At 67.3% G+C, this 19,290-nt stretch carries 16 protein-coding genes and 2 pseudogenes; 10 read left to right on the forward strand and 8 right to left on the reverse strand.

What is annotated here, in order from left to right; translation table 11 throughout:
• Positions 1-284: 284 nt before the first annotated feature.
• Positions 285-1,595 (forward strand): hypothetical protein, encoded by a 1,311-nt coding sequence (locus tag NDI76_RS18655; protein ID WP_310925678.1) that lies wholly within the window; start codon positions 285-287, stop codon positions 1,593-1,595.
• 175 nt (positions 1,596-1,770) lie between these two features.
• On the opposite strand, the pseudogene NDI76_RS18660 reads toward NDI76_RS18655, so the two are convergent.
• A pseudogene (locus NDI76_RS18660) lies at positions 1,771-2,520 on the reverse strand (pirin family protein).
• Positions 2,521-2,640: 120 nt separating this feature from the next.
• Here NDI76_RS18660 and NDI76_RS18665 point away from each other — a divergent pair.
• The 4 genes from NDI76_RS18665 (at position 2,641) to NDI76_RS18680 (ending at position 6,146) form a co-directional block, all read left to right on the forward strand.
• Complete coding sequence (locus tag NDI76_RS18665) at positions 2,641-3,057, forward strand: Rieske (2Fe-2S) protein (RefSeq protein WP_310925679.1); 417 nt, start codon at positions 2,641-2,643, stop codon at positions 3,055-3,057.
• Between the two features lie 53 nt (positions 3,058-3,110).
• Complete coding sequence (locus tag NDI76_RS18670) at positions 3,111-3,770, forward strand: TetR/AcrR family transcriptional regulator (RefSeq protein ID WP_310925680.1); 660 nt, start codon at positions 3,111-3,113, stop codon at positions 3,768-3,770.
• Between the two features lie 326 nt (positions 3,771-4,096).
• Positions 4,097-5,044 carry a VOC family protein gene (locus NDI76_RS18675; protein ID WP_310925681.1) on the forward strand — a complete coding sequence of 316 codons (948 nt, stop codon included), beginning with the start codon at positions 4,097-4,099 and terminating at the stop codon, positions 5,042-5,044.
• Positions 5,045-5,144: 100 nt separating this feature from the next.
• Complete coding sequence (locus NDI76_RS18680) at positions 5,145-6,146, forward strand: TatD family hydrolase (protein ID WP_310925682.1); 1,002 nt, start codon at positions 5,145-5,147, stop codon at positions 6,144-6,146.
• A gap of 54 nt (positions 6,147-6,200) precedes the next feature.
• Here the strand turns inward: NDI76_RS18680 and NDI76_RS18685 are convergent, their stop codons facing one another.
• Together NDI76_RS18685 and NDI76_RS18690 are read right to left on the reverse strand one after the other, a co-directional pair.
• Entirely contained in the window at positions 6,201-6,476 is a 276-nt protein-coding gene (locus NDI76_RS18685) for a helix-turn-helix transcriptional regulator (RefSeq protein ID WP_310925683.1), read from the reverse strand.
• Positions 6,477-6,563: 87 nt separating this feature from the next.
• Positions 6,564-7,547 carry a LolA-like protein gene (locus NDI76_RS18690; RefSeq protein ID WP_310925684.1) on the reverse strand — a complete coding sequence of 328 codons (984 nt, stop codon included), beginning with the start codon at positions 7,545-7,547 and terminating at the stop codon, positions 6,564-6,566.
• 132 nt (positions 7,548-7,679) lie between these two features.
• On the opposite strand from NDI76_RS18690, the gene NDI76_RS18695 reads away from it, so the two are divergent.
• The 3 genes from NDI76_RS18695 (at position 7,680) to NDI76_RS18705 (ending at position 10,044) form a co-directional block, all read left to right on the forward strand.
• Positions 7,680-8,003, forward strand: coding sequence for a hypothetical protein (locus NDI76_RS18695; RefSeq protein ID WP_310925685.1), 324 nt, complete (start codon positions 7,680-7,682; stop codon positions 8,001-8,003).
• A gap of 108 nt (positions 8,004-8,111) precedes the next feature.
• On the forward strand, positions 8,112-8,951 hold the full coding sequence (locus NDI76_RS18700) for an aldo/keto reductase (protein WP_310925686.1): 840 nt from the start codon (positions 8,112-8,114) through the stop codon (positions 8,949-8,951).
• 91 nt (positions 8,952-9,042) lie between these two features.
• Positions 9,043-10,044, forward strand: coding sequence for a zinc-binding dehydrogenase (locus NDI76_RS18705; protein WP_310925687.1), 1,002 nt, complete (start codon positions 9,043-9,045; stop codon positions 10,042-10,044).
• Between the two features lie 15 nt (positions 10,045-10,059).
• Here NDI76_RS18705 and NDI76_RS18710 read toward each other — a convergent pair whose 3' ends face one another.
• The gene (locus tag NDI76_RS18710; RefSeq protein ID WP_310925688.1) at positions 10,060-13,872 is read right to left on the reverse strand and encodes a glycoside hydrolase family 97 N-terminal domain-containing protein; all 3,813 of its coding nucleotides are present in this window, start codon (positions 13,870-13,872) and stop codon (positions 10,060-10,062) included.
• 157 nt (positions 13,873-14,029) lie between these two features.
• Between NDI76_RS18710 and NDI76_RS18715 the strand changes: the two genes are divergently transcribed.
• Both NDI76_RS18715 and NDI76_RS18720 read left to right on the forward strand, forming a co-directional pair.
• Positions 14,030-14,818 (forward strand): HpcH/HpaI aldolase family protein, encoded by a 789-nt coding sequence (locus NDI76_RS18715; RefSeq protein WP_310925689.1) that lies wholly within the window; start codon positions 14,030-14,032, stop codon positions 14,816-14,818.
• A gap of 96 nt (positions 14,819-14,914) precedes the next feature.
• Positions 14,915-15,451 (forward strand): DUF8173 domain-containing protein, encoded by a 537-nt coding sequence (locus NDI76_RS18720; RefSeq protein ID WP_310925690.1) that lies wholly within the window; start codon positions 14,915-14,917, stop codon positions 15,449-15,451.
• Positions 15,452-15,679: 228 nt separating this feature from the next.
• Here NDI76_RS18720 and NDI76_RS22675 read toward each other — a convergent pair.
• The 4 genes and pseudogenes from NDI76_RS22675 to NDI76_RS18735 all read right to left on the reverse strand — a co-directional run.
• Positions 15,680-16,297 (reverse strand): annotated as a pseudogene (locus tag NDI76_RS22675) (SDR family NAD(P)-dependent oxidoreductase); the annotation flags it as partial.
• Positions 16,298-16,384: 87 nt separating this feature from the next.
• The gene (locus NDI76_RS18725) at positions 16,385-17,068 is read right to left on the reverse strand and encodes a GNAT family N-acetyltransferase (RefSeq protein WP_310925691.1); all 684 of its coding nucleotides are present in this window, start codon (positions 17,066-17,068) and stop codon (positions 16,385-16,387) included.
• Positions 17,069-17,179: 111 nt separating this feature from the next.
• The gene (locus tag NDI76_RS18730; protein ID WP_310925692.1) at positions 17,180-18,598 is read right to left on the reverse strand and encodes an oligosaccharide flippase family protein; all 1,419 of its coding nucleotides are present in this window, start codon (positions 18,596-18,598) and stop codon (positions 17,180-17,182) included.
• 5 nt (positions 18,599-18,603) lie between these two features.
• Complete coding sequence (locus NDI76_RS18735; RefSeq protein WP_310925693.1) at positions 18,604-19,137, reverse strand: hypothetical protein; 534 nt, start codon at positions 19,135-19,137, stop codon at positions 18,604-18,606.
• Between the last annotated feature and the right edge of the window lie 153 nt (positions 19,138-19,290).

The following is a 19,290-nucleotide window of genomic DNA, read 5'->3' on the forward strand; positions in this document are numbered from 1 at the left end:
CTCGACCACCTATGTTTCTATCTCAGCCGATTATAGAATTGTACTCGGCAGCTGTCGAGCGACATTTTCGTGTCTGGTATTCTATCTGATAATCTATGTTCGTATTTCAGAATAGAGTCTTTTCTTCGACCGTTCGAGGCTCGTACGAACTGAAAGTTGCGCCGAACGCGGAATCACGAGTGTGAGTCACGCGGTAGAACCCCTCGTTCGGACGGCCCGAACGACTACCAGAGGGGAGGGTCTTTCGGGAACGTGAACCGGAAATCGTCAGACTCGGAGGGGACATGACGCGCCACGACATCACGTTCGACCGCACCGTCGACGCCGTCGCGGATCTCGGATTGGATCCCGACGAGGGAGCCGTCGTCGACGAGACGCTGGCATCGGTCGAGCCCGGAACCCGCGTCGAGTTCCCGACGGGACGGTACCGTATCGACTCCTGTTGGATTCGGTCCGACAACGTCGGCCTCGTCGCCGCCGACGGCGCCGACCCCGTGTTCGTCCCGGCCGAACCCACCGCCGAGTCGGAAGACTGGACGCTGCTGTTGAAGACCGGCGGCGACTACGTCGTCTCGGGGGTGGAGTTCGACTTCACCCGGGAGGGGTACGGCGGGTCGCTGCGACTCATGGCCCGCGAGGGCGACTTCCACGTCGAGGACGTCCGCGTCCGGGGCATCGCTCCCGACTCGGTGGACGGATTGGCGGTCGCCGTCGACGACCCCGACGGCGTCGGAACCGTCGAACGGTTCTACGCCCGCGACGGGAGCGGCTACGACTCGCCGTCGCACGGCATCTTCGTCGCCGACTCCCACGCGGGCCGCCTGGACGTGGTCGACTGCGAGGTGTGGAACTGGTCGGACAACGGCCTCTACGCGTCCTCGCCCGGATACGTCGGCTCCTACGGGGGGACGGAGACGACCGAACGCGGCGACGGCGAGGTGCACGTCCTCGGCGGCGTCTACAAGAACAACAACATCGCCAACGTCCGAATCGGGACGACCGACTCCTCGGTGAAAGGCGTCACCGTCGTCAACGAGCGCAACCCCTCGGGCGACACGTGGGACTCCCGCGGGTACGACATCATGCCGCGGTCGGGCAGCGAACCCGACCCCGTCGTCAACGCCCGCGGCATCTGGCTGGCCAACCGAACGAACCTGCTCGTCGAGGACTGCGACGTCCACATGGAGACGGGACGCGCCTCCGGCGCCATCGTGGTCGGGAACAGCGTCGGCGCCGCCGTCGTCAGGGACACGCGCGTCCGCGTTACCTCGGACGACGTGGGGCAGGTCGTCGGCGCCGGGTCGCCGAACGTCCAGTGGGACGACACCCGTATCACGTTCTCGAACGTGTCGGTCACGGGCTACGGCGGGTCCGGGGGCGCGGCGGTCCGCGTTCGCGGCCGCGACGGGACGGTATTCGACGGCTGCTGTCTCCGGTTAGACGCCGACGGACAGCACGGCGTCGTGTTCGAGGACGGCGCCGGTCAGTTCAAGGACACGCGAATCAGTTGTTCGGGCGAGGCCGTCGTCGGCGCCGACGCGACGGGCGTGACCGCCGCCGACTCCTGTCCTCTGCCGGACGTCGGCGGTCGCTGAGGGCCGGTCCTCCTCCGGGAGGTACTCGCGTTCCCACTCGACCGCTTCGGGGAACCCCGAGAACTCGTGGGGGCTCCCGACCGGCGTCTCCCCGAACGCGTCGTCGATGCCGCGCATCGCCGCGACGGGGTCGGCGGCGAACGCCTCGAGGCCGAGTGAGCGAGGGCCGTCCGATTCAGAGCACGAACGGGCCGCGCTGTCGAATCGGGTCGCCGTGCGGGCGACCGGAGACGGCGACGACGCGGAGACCGTCCTCGTTCCGGAGTTCGACCGGTCGCGTCTCGGCCACCGGGAGCACGTCCCCCGCGCCGAACGCCTCGCCGTCGACCGTTCCCGACCCCGAGACGCCGTAGACGAACCCCGCTCGGTTCTCGGGGGCGTCCCACGTTCACGCGTCGTCCACGCGGACGTCGAGGTACTCCATCGGCGTCTCGGGAGAGAGCGGCGACCCCTCGCCGACGACCGTCGTGACCGTCGCTCCGTTCCGGTCGACCGTCGGGAGTTCCGCCGCCTCGGCGTCCGCGTACGACGCGTCCATCCCTTTCTTCTCCCGAGGGAGGTTCACCCAGAGTTGGAGACCGCTGCACCCCGCGCCGTCGGCCGGGAGTTCGGCGTGTTCGATGCCCGACCCCGCGACGACGTGCATCGCACTTCCCGCCCGGGCGACGTGGGAGACGCCGAGGGAGTCCTCGTGGGCCATCCCGCCGTCGAGCATGTAGGAGACGATTTCGAACCCGCGGTGCGGATGCATCGGGAATCCGGTGTCCGGGTCGATGTAGAACCGCTCGAACAGGACGAACGGGTCCAGGTTCGAGGGGTAGCCGTTCGTCGGAAACGCGCGGTTCGAGTTCACGCCGGTTCCGTGCCGGACCGTCTCTCCGGCGACCGGTCCCGCGGCCGCGCTCTCGGCGGCGTACTCGTCCATACTCGACGGAATGTCGCCGTCGCTGATAACGGTCTCGCAAGCGGAAGTTCGGCGGCGGGTCGGACCGTTCCTCTCGGCGCGGCGACGACTATTTGCGCGTCTGTCGAGTACGTCGGTCCGATGGACGACGGAACGCGGATCGCGAGCGTCGACGACGTGCCGGCGACCGGGTCGTATCTGTTCACCGCCGAGGACGCCTTCACCAACGAGCGAGAGGTCATCCTCGTGCGGTGCGAGGAGGACCCCGGCGTCGAGGCGTGGGTGAACAACTGCACGCACGAGGACCAACGACTGGACCGGGGGTCCGGCGCCGCCATGCGGGACGGACAGATAATCTGTCCGCGGCACGGGTCGATGTTCGACGCCTGTTCGGGCGCCTGCGACAACGGCGAGGCCGCCGGGACGACCCTGCCGGACGTCGACGTCGCGGCGGAGGAGGGGAGCGTCTACCTCGTCGACGACAACTACAGCTACCTGCACGAGGGCGGCGTCCAGAGGGACGACGGACCGAGTTCCTCCTCGCACATCGGGTTCTGAGCGCGGGCGGACGAGTCCGCGAGTATAAGACCTCGGCCGTCGAACGTGACCGTATGGACTCGTCGGCCGAATCCGGTTCTTCTGCGGAGACGAGGGAGGCAATCATGGAGGCGACGTTCCGGGCGCTCAGCAAGCACGGCTACAACGACCTCCGGATGCGGGACATCGGCGAGGAGTTCGAGATGAGCAGAACGCTCATCCACTACCACTACGACGGCAAGCACGACCTCATCTCGGCGTTCTTGGAGTACGTTATCGAGCAGTACGAGGGGAGCGTGCGCGTCGAGGAGAACGCCGACCCGCTGACCGAACTGAACGCACGCATCGACCAGTGCCTGTTCGGCCCCGAGTTCGACAGCGACTTCGGGCACTGGGAGCGGATGAAGGTGTACCACGAACTGTTCTCGCAGGCGCAACACAACGAACGCCACCGCGAGGTGTTCAACGACCACTACGTCGCCATCCGCGACAGCATCACGCAGGTCATCGAACGCGGCATCGAGGAGGGGGCCTTCCGACCGGTCGACGCCGAGGAGACGGCGCAGTTCATCACCGACGTCATCCACGCCGCCCGCGCGCGGCGCATCTCGCTCGGCCACGAGGACGCCCCCGACCAGGCGCGGCGGAGCGTCCACCAGTTCGTCCTCGCGTCGCTGCTCGAACCGGAGTTCGTCGTCTCCTCGCGGCAGAAGACGACCGGACCGGCCGAATAGACCGGAGTCGCCCGCTTCCCCCTGAATCGCTCGCGTTCTTCTAGACAGTCTCCGCTGGACTTGACCGAACGGTAAACCGCCGCGTTCGCTGACGTCCCGCGCGAGTCGGGCGACCGGTCCGTCGGACGGGCGAGGTCTCCCGTTCGACGCACCCGTCCGCGGGTACGCGCGGTCGGGTTCCGACGTCGGCGGTCGTCTCGGCCGGTCACGCACTCGAACCGACAGCTGTCGACGGCGGTTGGACCGGTCTCACAACAAAAACCGTCAACAATCTCCGGTAACGGTAGCGATTTGATAGTTTACCACTTGGTCAAACACGGATTATCATGGGAGAAATTGGCGGCATCCATCACGTAACGGCGTTCGCGAGCGACGCGCAAAAGAACCTAGACTTCTTCAGGAAGGTTCTCGGACTGCGATTCGTCAAGCGAACCGTCCGTTTCGACATCCCGGAGAAAATATACCACCTCTACTACGGGGACGAGGTGGGGTCGGCGGGGTCGATTGTCACGTTCTTCCCCATTGAGGACATGGAACAGGGTTCGATCGGCAAGGGCGGACTCAGCGGGTGCGGGCTGGTCATCCCCGAGGGGTCGGTCGACTACTGGACGGACCGCTTCGAGGACCACGGCGTCGAACACGTCGTCACCGACCGCTTCGACGAGACGGCCATCGAGTTCACCGACCCCGACGGCACCCCGTTCGAACTCGTCACCGGCGAATCCGATATCGAACCGTGGGACGGCGGCGACGTACCGGGCGAACACGCCATCTGCGGCCTGCACAGCGTGACGGTCCACTCGAACGACCCGGCTGGCACGTTCCGCGCGCTGGAGACGATGGACTGGAAGCGCGTCGGCCGGCAGAACTACCCGCAGGCGGGCGACCGCGTCCGGTATCAAGCACCCGGCGACGGAACGGGCGCAGAGTTCGTCGACGTGCTCATCCGACCGAACGCGCCGCAGGGCGTCATGGGGACCGGGACGTTCCTCCACGTCGCCTTCGACGCCGGCGAGAAGTGGGAGCAGAAGGAGTGGAGCAATCGGTTCCGCGAGGAGGGGCTGATAACAACCTCACGGAAGGACCGCGATTACTTCTGGTCGATGTACTTCACCGAACCCGGCGGAGCGGTGTTCGAGTTCGCGACCACCGGGCCGGGCGTGACGCTCGACGAAGACGTCGACGAACTGGGCGAGAACCTCAAAGTCCCGGATTGGCTCGACGTCGACATCGACTACATCGACGAGCAACTGCCCGACATTACGGTCGACTGACGGGGTCGGTCCCAGTCTCACCGGCACTCGAAGCGCTCTCCGACCGCCCGCTGATTTCCGACGCGCGTCCCGACACTCGATACCCGATACCAGACAGACGATGGACACCAACTACCCGACGAAGCGACCGACCGACGCAGCGTTCCGGACCGGGGAGGCCCCCGAACCGTTCCCACCGGAATTAACGAACGTCCCGTGGATAGACGTACACAACCACGCGCACACGCTCTCGTGGAACGAGCGCGAGCAGTTCGCGCTGAGCGGGTGCCAGGGGATGGTGATGATGGCGGCGGCATACTACTGGACCCCCTACAAGCCGGTGGCCGCCGAAGACGTGCGGTATCTGTGGGACGACGCGCTCAACCGCCTCCCGCAGATACGGCGCTCGCACGTGTTCGACGCGAAACTCGGCGTCGGCGTCCACACGGGCGCGCGCGTCGAAGACTCCGAGGAACTGCTCGACGTCATGCCCGAGTACTGCGCGCTGGACGAAGTCGCGGCCGTCGGCGAAATCGGTATCACCGCCTCCCAGCACGTCTCGGCGTGGCCGCTCGAAGAGCAGAAGGAGGTGATGCGCCGACAGATGGAGATAGCCGCCGACCACGACTTGCCCGCCGTCGTCCACACGCCACCGGACCTCGAAAACGTGGACATCCCGTACCGTAAGCGGGGGACCATCCCGGGCTACGAACTCGACATGAGCTACCAGCAGGACCCGGTCCTCGAAGCCGAGGACGTCAAGCGGGCGGCGACGGAACTCGACGTCGAACTGGCCGGAGAGGCCGGCCTCGCCGAGGACAAGGTAGTGCTGTCGCACGCCGACCAAGGCATCGCGCCCTACGTGCTGGAGAACACCGACTGCTATCTGAGCTTCACCGTGAGCTACCCGTGGCTGCTCGGCGTGACGCCCCGCGACGTGGCCGAGGTGGTTCTGGAGTACGGACCCGAACGCGTCCTCGTGGAGACGGACAGCGCCGGCATCCTCCGCAGCGACGTGTTCTCGTTCAAGCGGACGATATTCGAGCTCTACCGGATGGGACTCGACGTCGACACCATTCGGCAGGTCGTCTACGAGAACCCTCGACAGGTGCTCGGTGCGTAGCGGCCCCGTCGGGACGGGTCAATGGCGTGCCTGAGGGACCGCGGGGGACGGGCGCTACGCGCCCAGGTACCGCCCCTCCCACTCCTGTCGGGCGTCGAGTTCGCGCCGCCCCCGCCGGGTCGTCGCGTAGGAGTTAGTCCGCCGGTCGACCGTCCCCTTCTCGACTAATCCCTTCTCCACCAACGTGTCGAGGTTCGGATAGAGCCGACCGTGGTGGATCTTCTTCTCGTAGTACTCTTCGAGTTCGTCCTTGATGGCGAGTCCGTGCGGTTCGTCGAGACCGGCGACGACGATGAGCAGGTCGCGCTGAAATCCGGTGAGATCGTGCACGGTAGATGTATGTACGCTTATCCAACATAACTCTATGCAAGAAAGTATCTATATACAGACAGTAGTTTCGAGTGTCTACTCTTCCCGTTACGCCGACCCGTCAGTCACGTTCTCGACGTCCGCACCCGCGGGAACGTCCGCGTCGAGCACGCCGTCGGAGACGCCGACGCTCACGTTCGTGTACGTGGTCGTTATCGTTTTGTCGCCGAAGTACACCGCGTTCGGGCCGTCGTCGGAGTCGTTGAAGGGACTGTTCTCCTCGGGATTGCGGACGTCGCTCACCGAGACGTTCGGCATCGAGTCGAGACGCGGTTTCTGGGCCGTCTGCCGCAGCACCAACCCGGTGTCCGTATCGACCCAGAGGGTCTGGGCGTCGTAGTACGCGCGGGTGCCGCCGTTGGGGTTGCCGTCGAGGTGAATCACGTACGCTTCTTTCCCGCGGACCGCCTCGGTACCCTCGTAGGAGACGGCGTTCTCCGTCTCGATGACCGACGTCGGGGCTTCGTAGAGGGTGTACTCGTTACCGTCGGAGCGAAGGTGCGGGTGCAGGTTGACGGGTTCGTCGGCGTCGGCCGCGCCGCCGTTCCGGTCGACGAGGTACTCGTCCTGCGCCGGGTCGTACGTGACGCTCGCCGTGCGATTCCGGACGTACACCCGCCGCTCGTCGGACGAATCCCCCGGCGACGGCGTCTCGACGCGCGCGAAGACGCCCTCCTCGGTGTACTTCACCCAGACGTACCGCGTCCGTTCGCGGACGAGTTCGCTCCCGTTCGATAGTTGCGTCACCGTCCGCTCGGTCACCGTCGCGCGGTAGCTCCCGATGTCGGCCTGCTTTCGCCGAATCTCTTCGAGAACCTCCTCGGTCCGGTCGGTCGGCGTCGGTATCTCCCCCATCGTCGGGGTTCCGGCGGCCGGCCCGCCGGTCGTTCGCGCCGACGACGGCGCGGACGCACCCGTCGCGGCGTCGGTGTTCGCGGCGCTCTCACCCGACGTCGCGCCGCCACCGAGGCAGCCGCTGAGGACGACGAGGAGGACCAGTGCGATGGCGCCGGCGTCGCGTCGGAGGGACATACGGTCGCGTCGCTCGCGCCGTCGTGTAAATGTATTGTCCGTTGTTCGGGGCGAGAGCGGCGGCGCCGAACTCGCCGTCCGGCGGGTCTGCCGTAGCTTCTTTTCCGGCGGCGCGCGGAGTAGGCGGTGACGATGTCATCCGACGACACCGAGGCCGAGACGAGTCAGAGCGAGTCGACCACCGAGTACACCGACGACCCGTGGACGGCTCAGAGCGTCGTCGAGGACCGCGGCGGCTACCCGGCCCACGCCGCGAAGTCCGAAGGGCAGGGCGACGAGGGCCTCCTCCGCATCGGCTCCCGCGACGACGACGAGGACCTGACGGAGGTCGAGTGGGAGACGTTCCGCGAGGAGTTCGAGGAGAAGAACCTGGCGCTCGTCTACTCGACGGACGACTCGACCATCGAGGGTGACGAGACCGTCGCGCTTCGGGAACGCGACGACGTCGACGCCTGAGACGGCGAGACGGACTCGAACCCGGAACCGGGTTCCCGGCCGCCTCGAACCCCCCGCGGGTCGCTGTGAACCGAACTGCTTTGGGGGGAGGCCGAGAACGACGGCCCGATGACACTACCGACGACGACGCTCCCGAGCGGCGACGAACTGCCGATGGTCGGCATCGGCACGTGGAACATCGACGGCGACACCGTCCGCGACTCCGTCCGCGCGGGACTGGACGCCGGATACGGCCACGTCGACACCGCCGAAGGCTACCGCAACGAATCGGAGATAGGCGACGTGCTCGCCGACTACGACCGCGAGGACGTCTTTCTCACCTCGAAGGTGCTGCCGAAGAACCTCAACTACGATTCGGTTATCGACTCCTGTCGGCAGTCGCTCGAACGGTTGGGCACCGACCACCTCGACCTCTACTTGATCCACTGGCCCAACCCGGCCATCTCGCTCCGCGAGACGCTGAACGCGATGGCGACGCTCCACGAGGAGGGGATGGTGAAGAACGTCGGCGTCTCGAACTTCAGCGCGTACCAACTGAGCTGTGCGCAGTACGTCTCCGACGTGCCCATCGCGGTCAACCAGATAGAGTACCACCCGTGGAACAGGCAGGACGACGTGGTGGAGCACTGCCGCGAGACGGACACCGTCGTCGAGGCGGCCGCCCCCCTCGGGCGGACGGAAGTATTCGAAGACGAGACGGTCCAAGAGATAGCCGACGAGTACGAGAAGTCGGCCCCGCAGATCATCCTGAAGTGGGCCGTCGAGAACGACGTGGTCGTCCTGCCGAAGTCCTCCTCACCGGACCACGTCCGCTCGAACCTCGACCTGTTCGAGTGGTCGCTCGACGAGGAGGACAAACGGCGCATCGACGACATCGAACGCGAGAAGGTAGTCTACGACACGCCCGCGCGCGAGTGGACCGGCGACACCTACGGCATCTCGAAGTAGCGGGCGTCCGGCATCCGGCGTCGACTCCGTTTTTCCTACGGCTTCCGGGGCCGCCGCATATTCGTGTCTGGGGGTCGAACGACGAACCCCAATGCCCGCGGAGATGACCGCCTACGTTATCGAGGAGTACGGCGACCCGGACGTGTTCCAGCGAACCACCGTCGAGATGCCCGAACCCGGTCCCCAAGAGATTCGCGTCGACGTGGCCGCCTCCAGCGTCAACCCCGTCGACTACAAGATTCGACAGGGCGCCATTCCCGACTTCACCCCGGAGTTCCCGGCGACCCTGCACTGCGACGTGTCGGGCGTCGTCGACGCCGTCGGCGAGGACGTCGACCGGTTCGAGGAGGGAGACGAGGTGTACGGGATGCCCGGCGGCGCGGGCCAGCAGGGGTCGCTCGCGGACTACACCGTCGGCCACGCCGGGACGTTCGCCGACGCCCCCGAGTCCATTTCGCTGGAAGAGGCCGCCGCCCTCCCCGTCGTCGCCCTCACGGCGTTCGAGATGCTCACGGACAAGACCGAGACCGAGGAGGGGGACAACCTCCTCGTCTACGGCGCCAGCGGCGGCGTCGGCCACATCGGCGTCCAACTCGCGGACCACCTCGGCGCCACCGTGACCGCGACGGCCTCCTCCGAGGACAAACGCGAGTTCGCCGAGAAACTCGGCGCGGACGCCACCGTCGACTACACGAAAACGGACGTCGAGACGTACGTCGAGGAGTACGCGGACGGCGTCGGATTCGACACCGTCTTCGACCCCGTCGGCGACGACCACCTCCAGACCGCCTTCGAGGCGGTGCGGCCGTTCGGCACCGTCCTCTCGACGGAGTCGAGTTCGACGCAGGACCTCTCGGCGATGCATCAAAACTCCCTCGAACTGGGCGTCGTCCTCGTCATTCTCCCCGTCCTGCTCGGCGAACATCAGGAACGCGTCGGCGACGAACTGGAGCAAATAGCCTCGCTCGTCGACGAGGGGGCGATAGCGCCCGCCATCTCCGCGCGCTTCGCGTTCAGCGACGTCATCGACGCGCACGAGACGGCCGAAGAGGACGACCTCCGCGGCAAGGTGCTGCTCGTCAACGACGCGTAGCGCCATCGCCCGCACTCAGTCGCTCTCGCCGTTTTCGGTCTCCGTTTCGCTTTCGTCGCCGCTCTCGCTTCCATCGAGCGAGACGTACGGCAGCGTCGCTCTCTCCTCCGAGGAGTACGACAGCGCCGCCGACTGGTCGACGTCGGCGTCCGTGACGAGGTCCATCACCAGCGGCGCCTGTTCGACGGCGCCGGCCGTCGCACCGCCGAAGACGTAGCCCTCGGCCGTCTCCGCGACCGGTCGGAGCGACCCTCTGTCCTCCGATTGGACCATCGCCACGACTTCCAACTCGGCCGCGTCGACGCCGTCGAAGGCGTCTCGCGGGAGCGTGAGCGTGACCGTCCCCGCCTCGGCGTCGACGCTCTCGGCCGGCGTCACGGCGCTCCCGTCGTCGGACGTCAGGGGCGTCCCGGAGGCGTCGACGACGCTCTTCGTGAAGCCGCTTATCTCCACTCGGTAGTGCCACGGCGCCTCGAACGTCGCGTTCGCGCCGAGGTCGTCGAGGCTGTCCGTCCGCCCGCCGTCGGCGCTCGGGTCGCGGACCCAGAGCACGAACATCTGCGGGGAGAACCCGCGGGAACTCCCGAAGGCGTTGTACAGGTTCTCGACCGCGAAGGTGAACTGGTACGCGTCGGAGGTCCGCGAAACGACGAACGACCGCAGGTCGAACGCCCCGTCCTCGAACGCCTCGTTCGTGGGGTAGACGTACTCGCCGGGGCCGACGTCGTCGCCCGGCGGGTCCGCGAAGGACGCCACCTCGACGGGCGGTTTCACCGTCACCGTCCGCCGCGCGAGCACGTTTCCGTCGGGCGTTCGGACGGCCACGTCGTACGTCCCCGCGTCGTCGATGGTGAACGAAAACGCGTACGACTGCTCGGAGGAGTTCGGCGGGAAGCGGACGTTCGAGGTAGACGCCACCTCGCCGTCGACGACCACCTCGACCGTCGTTCCGCCGACGTAGTCGCCCGCGTTCGACCCGGTGGCGGTGACGAACGTCGACTCGACGAACGTCTCCGGGGCAATGGTGACGTCCACGTCCTGTTCGGGTCGTTCGTACCGCGGGAGGTCGCCGGCCTCGCCGTCCTCCGGCGGTCGCAGTCGGAGCGCGGTTCCCCCGGATTCGACCATCGACGCGAGCACCGTCGCGCTCGGGTCCACGAGGAACTCGTCGACGCGGACGTCGTCTAGATTCGAGTCGTAGGCGGCGTCCGCGGCGTCTGAGTACATCTCCGCGACGTACTTCGGGCCGCGCGGCGCGCCGTTCGAGTTTCCGTTCCCCCTATTCCCCGGTGCGTCCCCGCTCTTGCCGGGCGCATCACCGCTTTCGCCGGGCGCGAGGAAGTCCAGCGGCACGTCCAGCGCGCGTCCGTCGGACCCGGTCATCGCGCCGACGTACCACTCCTCGCCCTTCCGTCGGGCCGTGAGCGTGTACTCGCCTATCTCGGAGTCGAGCACCGTCGTGTCGTCCCATCCGGCGGCGGGTACGTCCTCGACGAACTCGAACTCGGGCACCGTCGGGCCGAGCGTCGGGTCCGCCTCGGGCGTCGGCATCGCCGCCCCGGACTCGGTGACGGCGACGGCGTCGAGGTTGAACCCGCCGGTGTCGTCCTCGCCGAGCGTCACGGAGAGGTCGCTCTCGCCCTCGTCGAACGAGAGCGCCGCCGTCGTCGTCGCCCACTCGTCCCAGTACGCCGTGGGCGGAAGCGTCACCCGCGTCGAGGAGTCGCCGGCGACGACGGTGGCCGTCCGCGGCGTGTCGGCGGCGACGGCGTTCTCCTCAGCGTCGCTGGCGTAGCGGAGGTGCACGTCGTACTCGCCCGCCGCCGGAACGTCTTCGACGGTCCACGAGACGCTCGCTCCCGAGTCGGCCGCGTTGGGGTCGAAGGGGACGTACCGACCGCCCTGCGCGTTCGCCCACCGGGCGGCGCGCGAGAGGCCGTCTCGGTCGCCGAACTCCGCCTGCGCCACGTCGCCGACGTCGCCGGACTGCGTCCGGCGGGCAGCCGAGCTTTGCTCGGCGACGCCGAGCGTCGCGTCCTGCTCCGCGAGGTAGGAACTCGGCAGGTCCGCGACCATCTGCAGACCGCTGAGGTACGTCGGGTACATCGCCAGTTGCTTCGCGCGCGTCGTCTCGATGCCGCCGGACCCCGAGTCCATGTCGAAGATGCCGGGCGTGTACTCGACGGGGCCGCCGAGCATCCGCGTGAACGGGAACGTGACGTGGTGGTCGGGGCTGACGTAGCCGAACGAGTCGTACTCCTGTCCGAGCACCCCCTCGCGGGTCATCACGTTCGGATACGTCCGCCGCTCGCCGGTCGGTTTGATGGGTTCGTGCACCTCCAGCATCTGCCGGTGTTTCGCCGCCTCGCGGTAGACGAGGTGGTGGTGATTCACCAGCGGTTGGCAGTGGTGGTTGTACGTCGTGCCGTCGATGGTGACGCCCGAATCGGCGACGTAGCCCGTCTTTATCGAGCGGATACCCTTCTCCTCGTAGTCGGCGAACGGGTTCGGCGAGTTCTCCAACTGCGACTCGTAGTTGGAGACGTTCCCCGCCGTCTCGTTGTGCGCGGTCATCTCCACCGGCGGGTCGAGGTTCAGGCCGTAGTCGGTCACCGCCTGCCAGTCGAAGTCCGGGTACGAGTCGTCGAAGTCCATCGTGCTCCCCTCGCCGGGGTAGCTATCCCACCCTTCGTTCCACCCCTCCACGAGGACGCTCCGGATGCCGTGCTCGCTTGCGAAGTCCATGTAGCGCTTCATCCGGCCGGTCTGCGCGCCGTGGTTGCCCGTCTCCGGACCCTGATACTCCCAGTCCGCGCGGCCCGTGATCATCAGCCACCAGATGCCGACGAACTTCCCCGGTTCGATCCAGTCGGTGCCTTTCGGGAACAACTCGGGGTCGAACGGTTCGTTCAGGTTGAGGACGAGGTTCGACTCCACGAGTTCGCCCGGCCGGGAGGCGAGTTGCACCGTCCGCCACGGCGTCCGGTGGGGTGCGGAGGCGGTCACCTTCGTCCCGTCGGGGAGTGGTGCGAGGACGGACTCGAACGTCGTTCCGCCGCCGTTGGCGGTCGGTTCGACGGCCATCGCCGCGTAGTCGACGAGGTTCGCCTCGTGGACGCTGAGGTAGAGGTCCTCGGACGCTTTCATCGTCAGCGGCGTGTGCGCCCCGCCGAACGAACTCAGCTCTCCGATGTCGCTCAGCGGCGTCTCCTCGTAGGCGTACTCGTAGCTGTTGAAGTTGTTCTCGATCCACCAGGACGTGTGGTCGTCCGCGAAGGCGAACTCGGTTCGCTCGGCGGCGATGGCGAAGTCGCCGAACCCGCTCTCGGCGGGGAACACGTACCGAAAGCCCACACCGTCGTCGAACGCGCGCAGTTCGAGCGTCAGCGATCGGTTCGGTTCTGCGGTCTCTCGGAGTCCGATTCGGAGTTGCTCGTATCGCTCCGGTATCTCGTCGTACTGGTCCCACACCGGCGTCCACCGCTCGTCGACGCTGGAACGCTCCGTGCCCGTCACCTCGACGCCCTCCCTGAACGGCGCCTGGTCTTCGAACTCGAATCCGAGCGTCGACTCCTCGACGGCCTTCGTCCCCTCGCGCGACACCGAGTAACTCGGGACGCCGTCCGTCACGTCCACGGAAATCTCGACGGACCCGTCGGGCGAGGCGAGCGTCTGGCCGGGTTCGTCGTCCCCCTCCTCCACCTGCGCCGCCGCCGACTCGGAGACGCTCACCGAGAACGCGGAGGCCGCCGCCAGCGACGCGATGCCGCCGACGAACTCGCGTCTGCGCAGGTCTGACGACGAACGATTATTTAATTCATCAAACATCACGAAATCCGTCGGATACGATTGTGAAAAACCTGGTGGCTGTCTGACCGGTTCGGCCGACCGCAGGCGACCGAGAACCGCGCGACGGCTCACGAATCGAAGACAGTCGTCGCGTCCGGCAACTACCCTTAAGCTAGCGAGGCGTCAACGAAGGAGCATGAACGGCGAACAACCGACCAACGGACTGCGAGAACACTTCGAGAACGGGACCGTCGCGCTCGGCGTCCTCGACAACGCCTACAGCCCGACGTTGGTGGAGTTCTACGGCGAACTCGGGGCGGACTTCGTCTGGATCGACTTCGAACACGGCGGCCCCTCCCCCGACCACGGCCCGGCGGTCGAGGACCTGCTCCGGGCGGCCGAGCGGACCGACACCGAACTGCTCGTCCGCCTGTCGGACTCCGACCCCACCTCGGTCCGGAAAGCCCTCGACCTCGGCGCCCGCAACGTGTTCATCCCGCGCGTCGAGGACGCGGAGACGGTCCGCGCGGCGGTACGGTCCTCGCGGTACGAGTACGACGGCGAACCGGGCCACCGCGGACTAGCCGCGCCGCGCGCCCGCCGCTGGGGACTCGCGGACGACTACGTCGGCACCGAGGACCGCGAGACGCTCGTGGGGACGACCATCGAGACGAAGTCCGCCGTCGAGAACATCGAGGAGATTCTGGACTCCCCGGAGTTGGGCTTCGTGTTCGTCGGCCCCCTCGACCTCTCCGTGTCGTACGGCCACCCCGGCGAACTCGACCACCCCGACGTGGAGGAGGCCGTCGAGACGGTCCGTTCGGCCGCCGTCGACGCCGGCGTCCCCCTCGGCGGACTCGGCTTCGGCATGGACGACGTGAACGAGAAAGCCGAGAACGGCTACCAACTCCTCCACCTCGGGAGCACGACCGGCGCCCTCCAGGAGATGGTGAGCGGATGGCTGGACGACTTCGAGGGGGAGTAACCGGCGTCCGGTCGCTCCGCCCCGTCGCGTTCCGGCACCGGCGCGTCGCGGCGGCGTCAGCGGGGGATAAGTAGGTGGACGTGCTTCGGTCGGACGATGAACGGAATCGCCACGCCGGCGCTCGGCCGGACGGTCGCGTGGGTCGCACAGGCCACACAGGTCGGCACGGACGTGAATGTCGATATTGGACCCGCCTCCGGCGTCGTCGGGGGAGCGGTCGGCGCGTTCCTGACGACGCTGGTCGTCGGCGCCATCCTCGTCGCCGTCGCCCCCGGATACGTCGAGCGGACGATGGCGACGGTGCGTGACGAGCCGGTCGAGTCGTTCGCCTACGGGCTGTTCTGTCTGGTGGCGGTCGTGCTGGTCGCGGTGCTTCTCGTCTTCACTCTCGTCGGCATCCTGCTGGCCATCCCGCTCGGGTTGGTCGCCTACGTCGTCTGGGCCGTCGGCGCCGCAATCGCCTTTCTGGCTATCGCCGACCGACTCGTCGGCCGCGAGGACGGCTGGACCAAACCGCTGTTGGTCGCCGCCGGCATCAACGGCGCGCTGGCGCTGACGGGCGTCGGCGGCATCGTCTCGTTCGGCATCGGCGCGGCCGGGTTCGGCGCGGTCCTGCGGGATTGGCTCGGCTGAGTCGGGCGCACAGCCGAGTCGGCTCAGAAACCTCGTTCGGGCGTCGGCCGTCGCGGGCGTCGTCGCCCATCGCCTTCTCGCTGTCGTCGTTACTGTGAGGCTGTAGAGTCGAGACGCGTCAGTGCGCCGTCCACCCGCCGTCGACGGGAATGTTCGCACCCGTGATGAGGACGCCTCGTCGGAGGCGAGAAAGGCCGCGAGCCCCGATATCTCCTCGGGTTGGGCCACCCGGCCGAGGGGCGTCTCTCCGCGGACGAACTCGTAGAACTGGTCCTGTTCGAGGTAGTCATCGGTCATCGGCGTCTCGACGAATCCCGGACAGATGCAGTTAGCCCGGACGTTCGCAGACGCGTAGTCGACAGCTATCTGGCGCGTGAGGTTCACCACGCCGCCTTTCGCCGCCGAGTAGGCGGGCGCGCCGGGGCCGGCGACGAGGCCGTAGATGGAGGCGACGTTGACGATGGAGCCCTCCGTTTCCTTCAGGTGCGGCAGCGCCGCCCGCGACCCGTACATCACTCCGTCGAGGTTGATTCGGACCACCCGCTGCCAGTCCTCGATGGACATCTCTTCGAGGGGGGCGGCGTGGCCGATGCCGGCGTTGTTGACGACGGTGTCGAGGCGGCCGAACTCCTCGACGGTGGCCTCGACCAGCGTCTCCACCTGGTCGTACTCGGAGACGTCGCACTGCACGTACTCGCAGCCGAGTTCCTCGGCCGTCGCCCGCCCCGACTCCTCGGTACGATTGGAGACGACGACGTCCGCGCCGTGCTCCAGATACGTCTCCGCGATAGCCTTTCCGATGCCGGTCGAACCGCCGGTGACGATAGCTACGGTGTCGTCGAGCATAGCGGTCGGAGCATCGCCGCGTCGCGTCAAAAATCAGAGGGTACGGCCGTCGGGGTGCGCGCGCGTCGGCCGTCCCGCGGCGGGGAGTTACCGGCTGATGGCTCCTTTCACCGCCGCGGACGCCGAGAACAGTTTATTGGCCCGGTCCAGCGTGTAGTACGTCTGCACGTCGGGGCCGAACCTGGCCTTGTAGTCGCAGATGCGGGGGATGTTCGCCCCGACGAGGTCGTAGCGCTCGCGCCCGCGGTCCATCGCGTCGCACATGATGTGCCAATCGAGCAGGTCCGTCGCCTGCAGACCGGTGTCGCTCCGCCCGCCGCCCTTCCAGCGGTAGACCGTCGAATTCGAACAGAGCGTTATCATCCCGGTGGCGAACTCGCCGTCGACGCGGTAGGCGTAGGGTCGGACGGCGCCCTCGGGCGTTCGCTCGTACAGGTCGACGACGAACGACTGGTCGACTTTCAGCGGCGCGCCCGTCTCGTCGTGTCGGTCCGCCACCGCGCGGAACGTCTCCCGGAGCGTCTCCTTGCCGCCCACTTCGACCGTGTACTCGCTCTTGTCGGCGTTGCGGACGTTGCTCCGCGCGTCGCGGCTGAACCTCTGTAGCAGATCCTCCCGGTCGGTCGTGAGGTCAACGGCGTACGTGTAGAACGGCGTCGCCTCGAAGTCGTTCCAGCCGAACGGCCTGATGTCGCCGAACTCCGGCGTCGTGCGGACGAATGCCGAGTCGGGGTCGACGTGCTCGTCCACCCACGCCAGACACTCCGTCACGAACTCGCGGCGGTACTGGACACGACGGGGCGAAATACCACTCTATTTTTCTATTTCATTACGAGAATATTTGTACCGAAGTTGTTTTGCCAGTGAGTTGTCGTGTCGACGTCAGAGCGGCGAGAAACTCCGGGCTAACCCCACCGCGCGGGTGCGGAGTCGACCGAACAGGAGGAGGATGGAACCGTACACGACCGCCGCGAGGAGCACCACCCCGAAGAGTCGCGGCAGGGTGTCGGCGGGGAAGACGGCGGTGGCGCTGACGACGGCGGCGTACATCCCGACCGACGCGACGACGCACCACCCGACCTCGCGGTACGGAATTCGGAGGTCCATCAGCGACGAGAGATACTTCGCGCGGAGGAGCAGTCCGACGGTGAAGGAGGCCGTCGTGGCGACGGCCGCGCCCACGAGACCGAACTGGACGACCAGAACGACGTTCAACAGGAGGTTGAGTCCGATGGTCCAGACGGTCGCTCGCGCGACGAGGTTCGGCTTGTCCATTCCGAGCAGACAGCGCCCGACGAGCAGTTGGATCGCCTCGGGTATCTTCCCGGCGACGAGGACGACCAACGCCAACGACGCGACGGTGAACTCCGGACCGAACAGCAGTCCGAGGATGTTCGGCGCGAGGGCGACGACGCCGAAGAACGCCGGGACGACGAGGAGGATGCTGGGCGTGATGGCCGACGAGAGCAGTCGCTCGATGCGGTCCAGTTCCTCTCCGGAGTCCCAAGCGCTCGTCTGCGGGAGGACCGTCGTGCTCACCGACGTGGCGAGGATGGTCGTGATGGTCGACACCTTCCACGCCGTCTCGTAGGCGCCGACGGCCGACTGCGAGAGGAAGTAGCCGATGATCAACACGTCCATCCAGTTGTGCACCTGCAGACCGAGCGAGGGGACGAAGTTGTACTTCGCGAACCCGAGCAGCGACCGCAGGCGGTCGAGCGACGGCCGGGTGAACGAAGTGTCTATCTTCGCGGCGATCCAGACGAGGCCGACGACGGACCCGAAGATGGTACCGTAGACGAGGCTCTCGACGCCGAACCCGAGGGCGAGGAGGGCCGCCCCGACGGCGACCCATCCCACCCGGTCGACCAGCATCGGGCCGGCTATCTCGCCGACCCGGAGTTCCCCCTTGAGCGTGGTGTTGAGGAGGCGCTTGCACTGCTTGGCGCAGACGGCCACCGCAAGCAGCGCCGCGACCTCTATGCCGACGTAGCGGTCGATCGTAGCGGAGAACAGGAGGATGCCGCAGACGACGGCGCCGACGGTGACCGCGTAGAAGGCGACCGCGGTCGAGAACGTCTCCTCGCGGTCGGACGCACCGCTCAGTTGCTTCTCGACGCCGGTCCCGACGCCGAGGTCGGTCCCGACGATAGAGACGGTGAGGAGCGCCTGAAAGAGGAAGAAGGCGCCGAGCAGTTCGGGGCCGAGAACGCGGGCGAAGTAGACGTGACCGACGAATCCCGCCGCGGTCGTTCCGATGGAGGCGAAGAAGACGACGGTGCTGGAGCGCGAGACGTCCATGAAACTCAGTCGTCCGTCCCTCCGATGAGTCGCCGGGCGTGCGCCTCGTCGGTCGGGCGGCGGAGCGGCAGGCAGACGACCGACCGCGAGAGTCGGTTCGCGGTCGGGAAGGCCGCGTCGTCGGCTACCGCCTCGGGGAGTCCGGGCCACCGAAACGCATCGTCCACCCGGGAGACGAGCCGTTCGGCCCGTCTCCCGCCGGCGTCGACCACGACCGGGAAAACCCACGGACAGGCGCCGGACGGGAGGTCCTCGAAGACAGGCGCGACGCCCTCGCAGTCGGTCGCGGCCGACGCCCAGACGCGGTACGCCTCCCGGCGGTCGCGACGCACCGCCTCGGGGTCCGTCCGCCGCAGTTCCCGCCGGGTCGCCCACGACATCTCGCCGCGCCACGCGACGCCGTCCGTCCGAGAGCTGCCGGGAGAGCGTCGCGAACCAGGGTCCGAGTCGTCGCCGTTCGATAGCAGCAGTGACAGACCGACGCGAAGCGCCTCCTTTCCGGAGGCGTGGTAGCTCGCCGTTCTGGGTTGTACGCGCACGAACTCGTGGACGCTGTGGGCGCGACGCCGAGCGGAGGGCGGCGCTCGTCTCGCTCCTCTCATCGCTAGCCGGCAGGCGACCCCGGCGGATAGTTACGGGCGACTTACCGCTCGCTCAGTCGTCGCCGTCGGGCGCTTCCGGCCGTCGTCTGC

The organism is Halogeometricum sp. S1BR25-6 (assembly GCF_031624495.1).
GTDB classification, from domain to species: domain Archaea; phylum Halobacteriota; class Halobacteria; order Halobacteriales; family Haloferacaceae; genus Halogeometricum; species Halogeometricum salsisoli.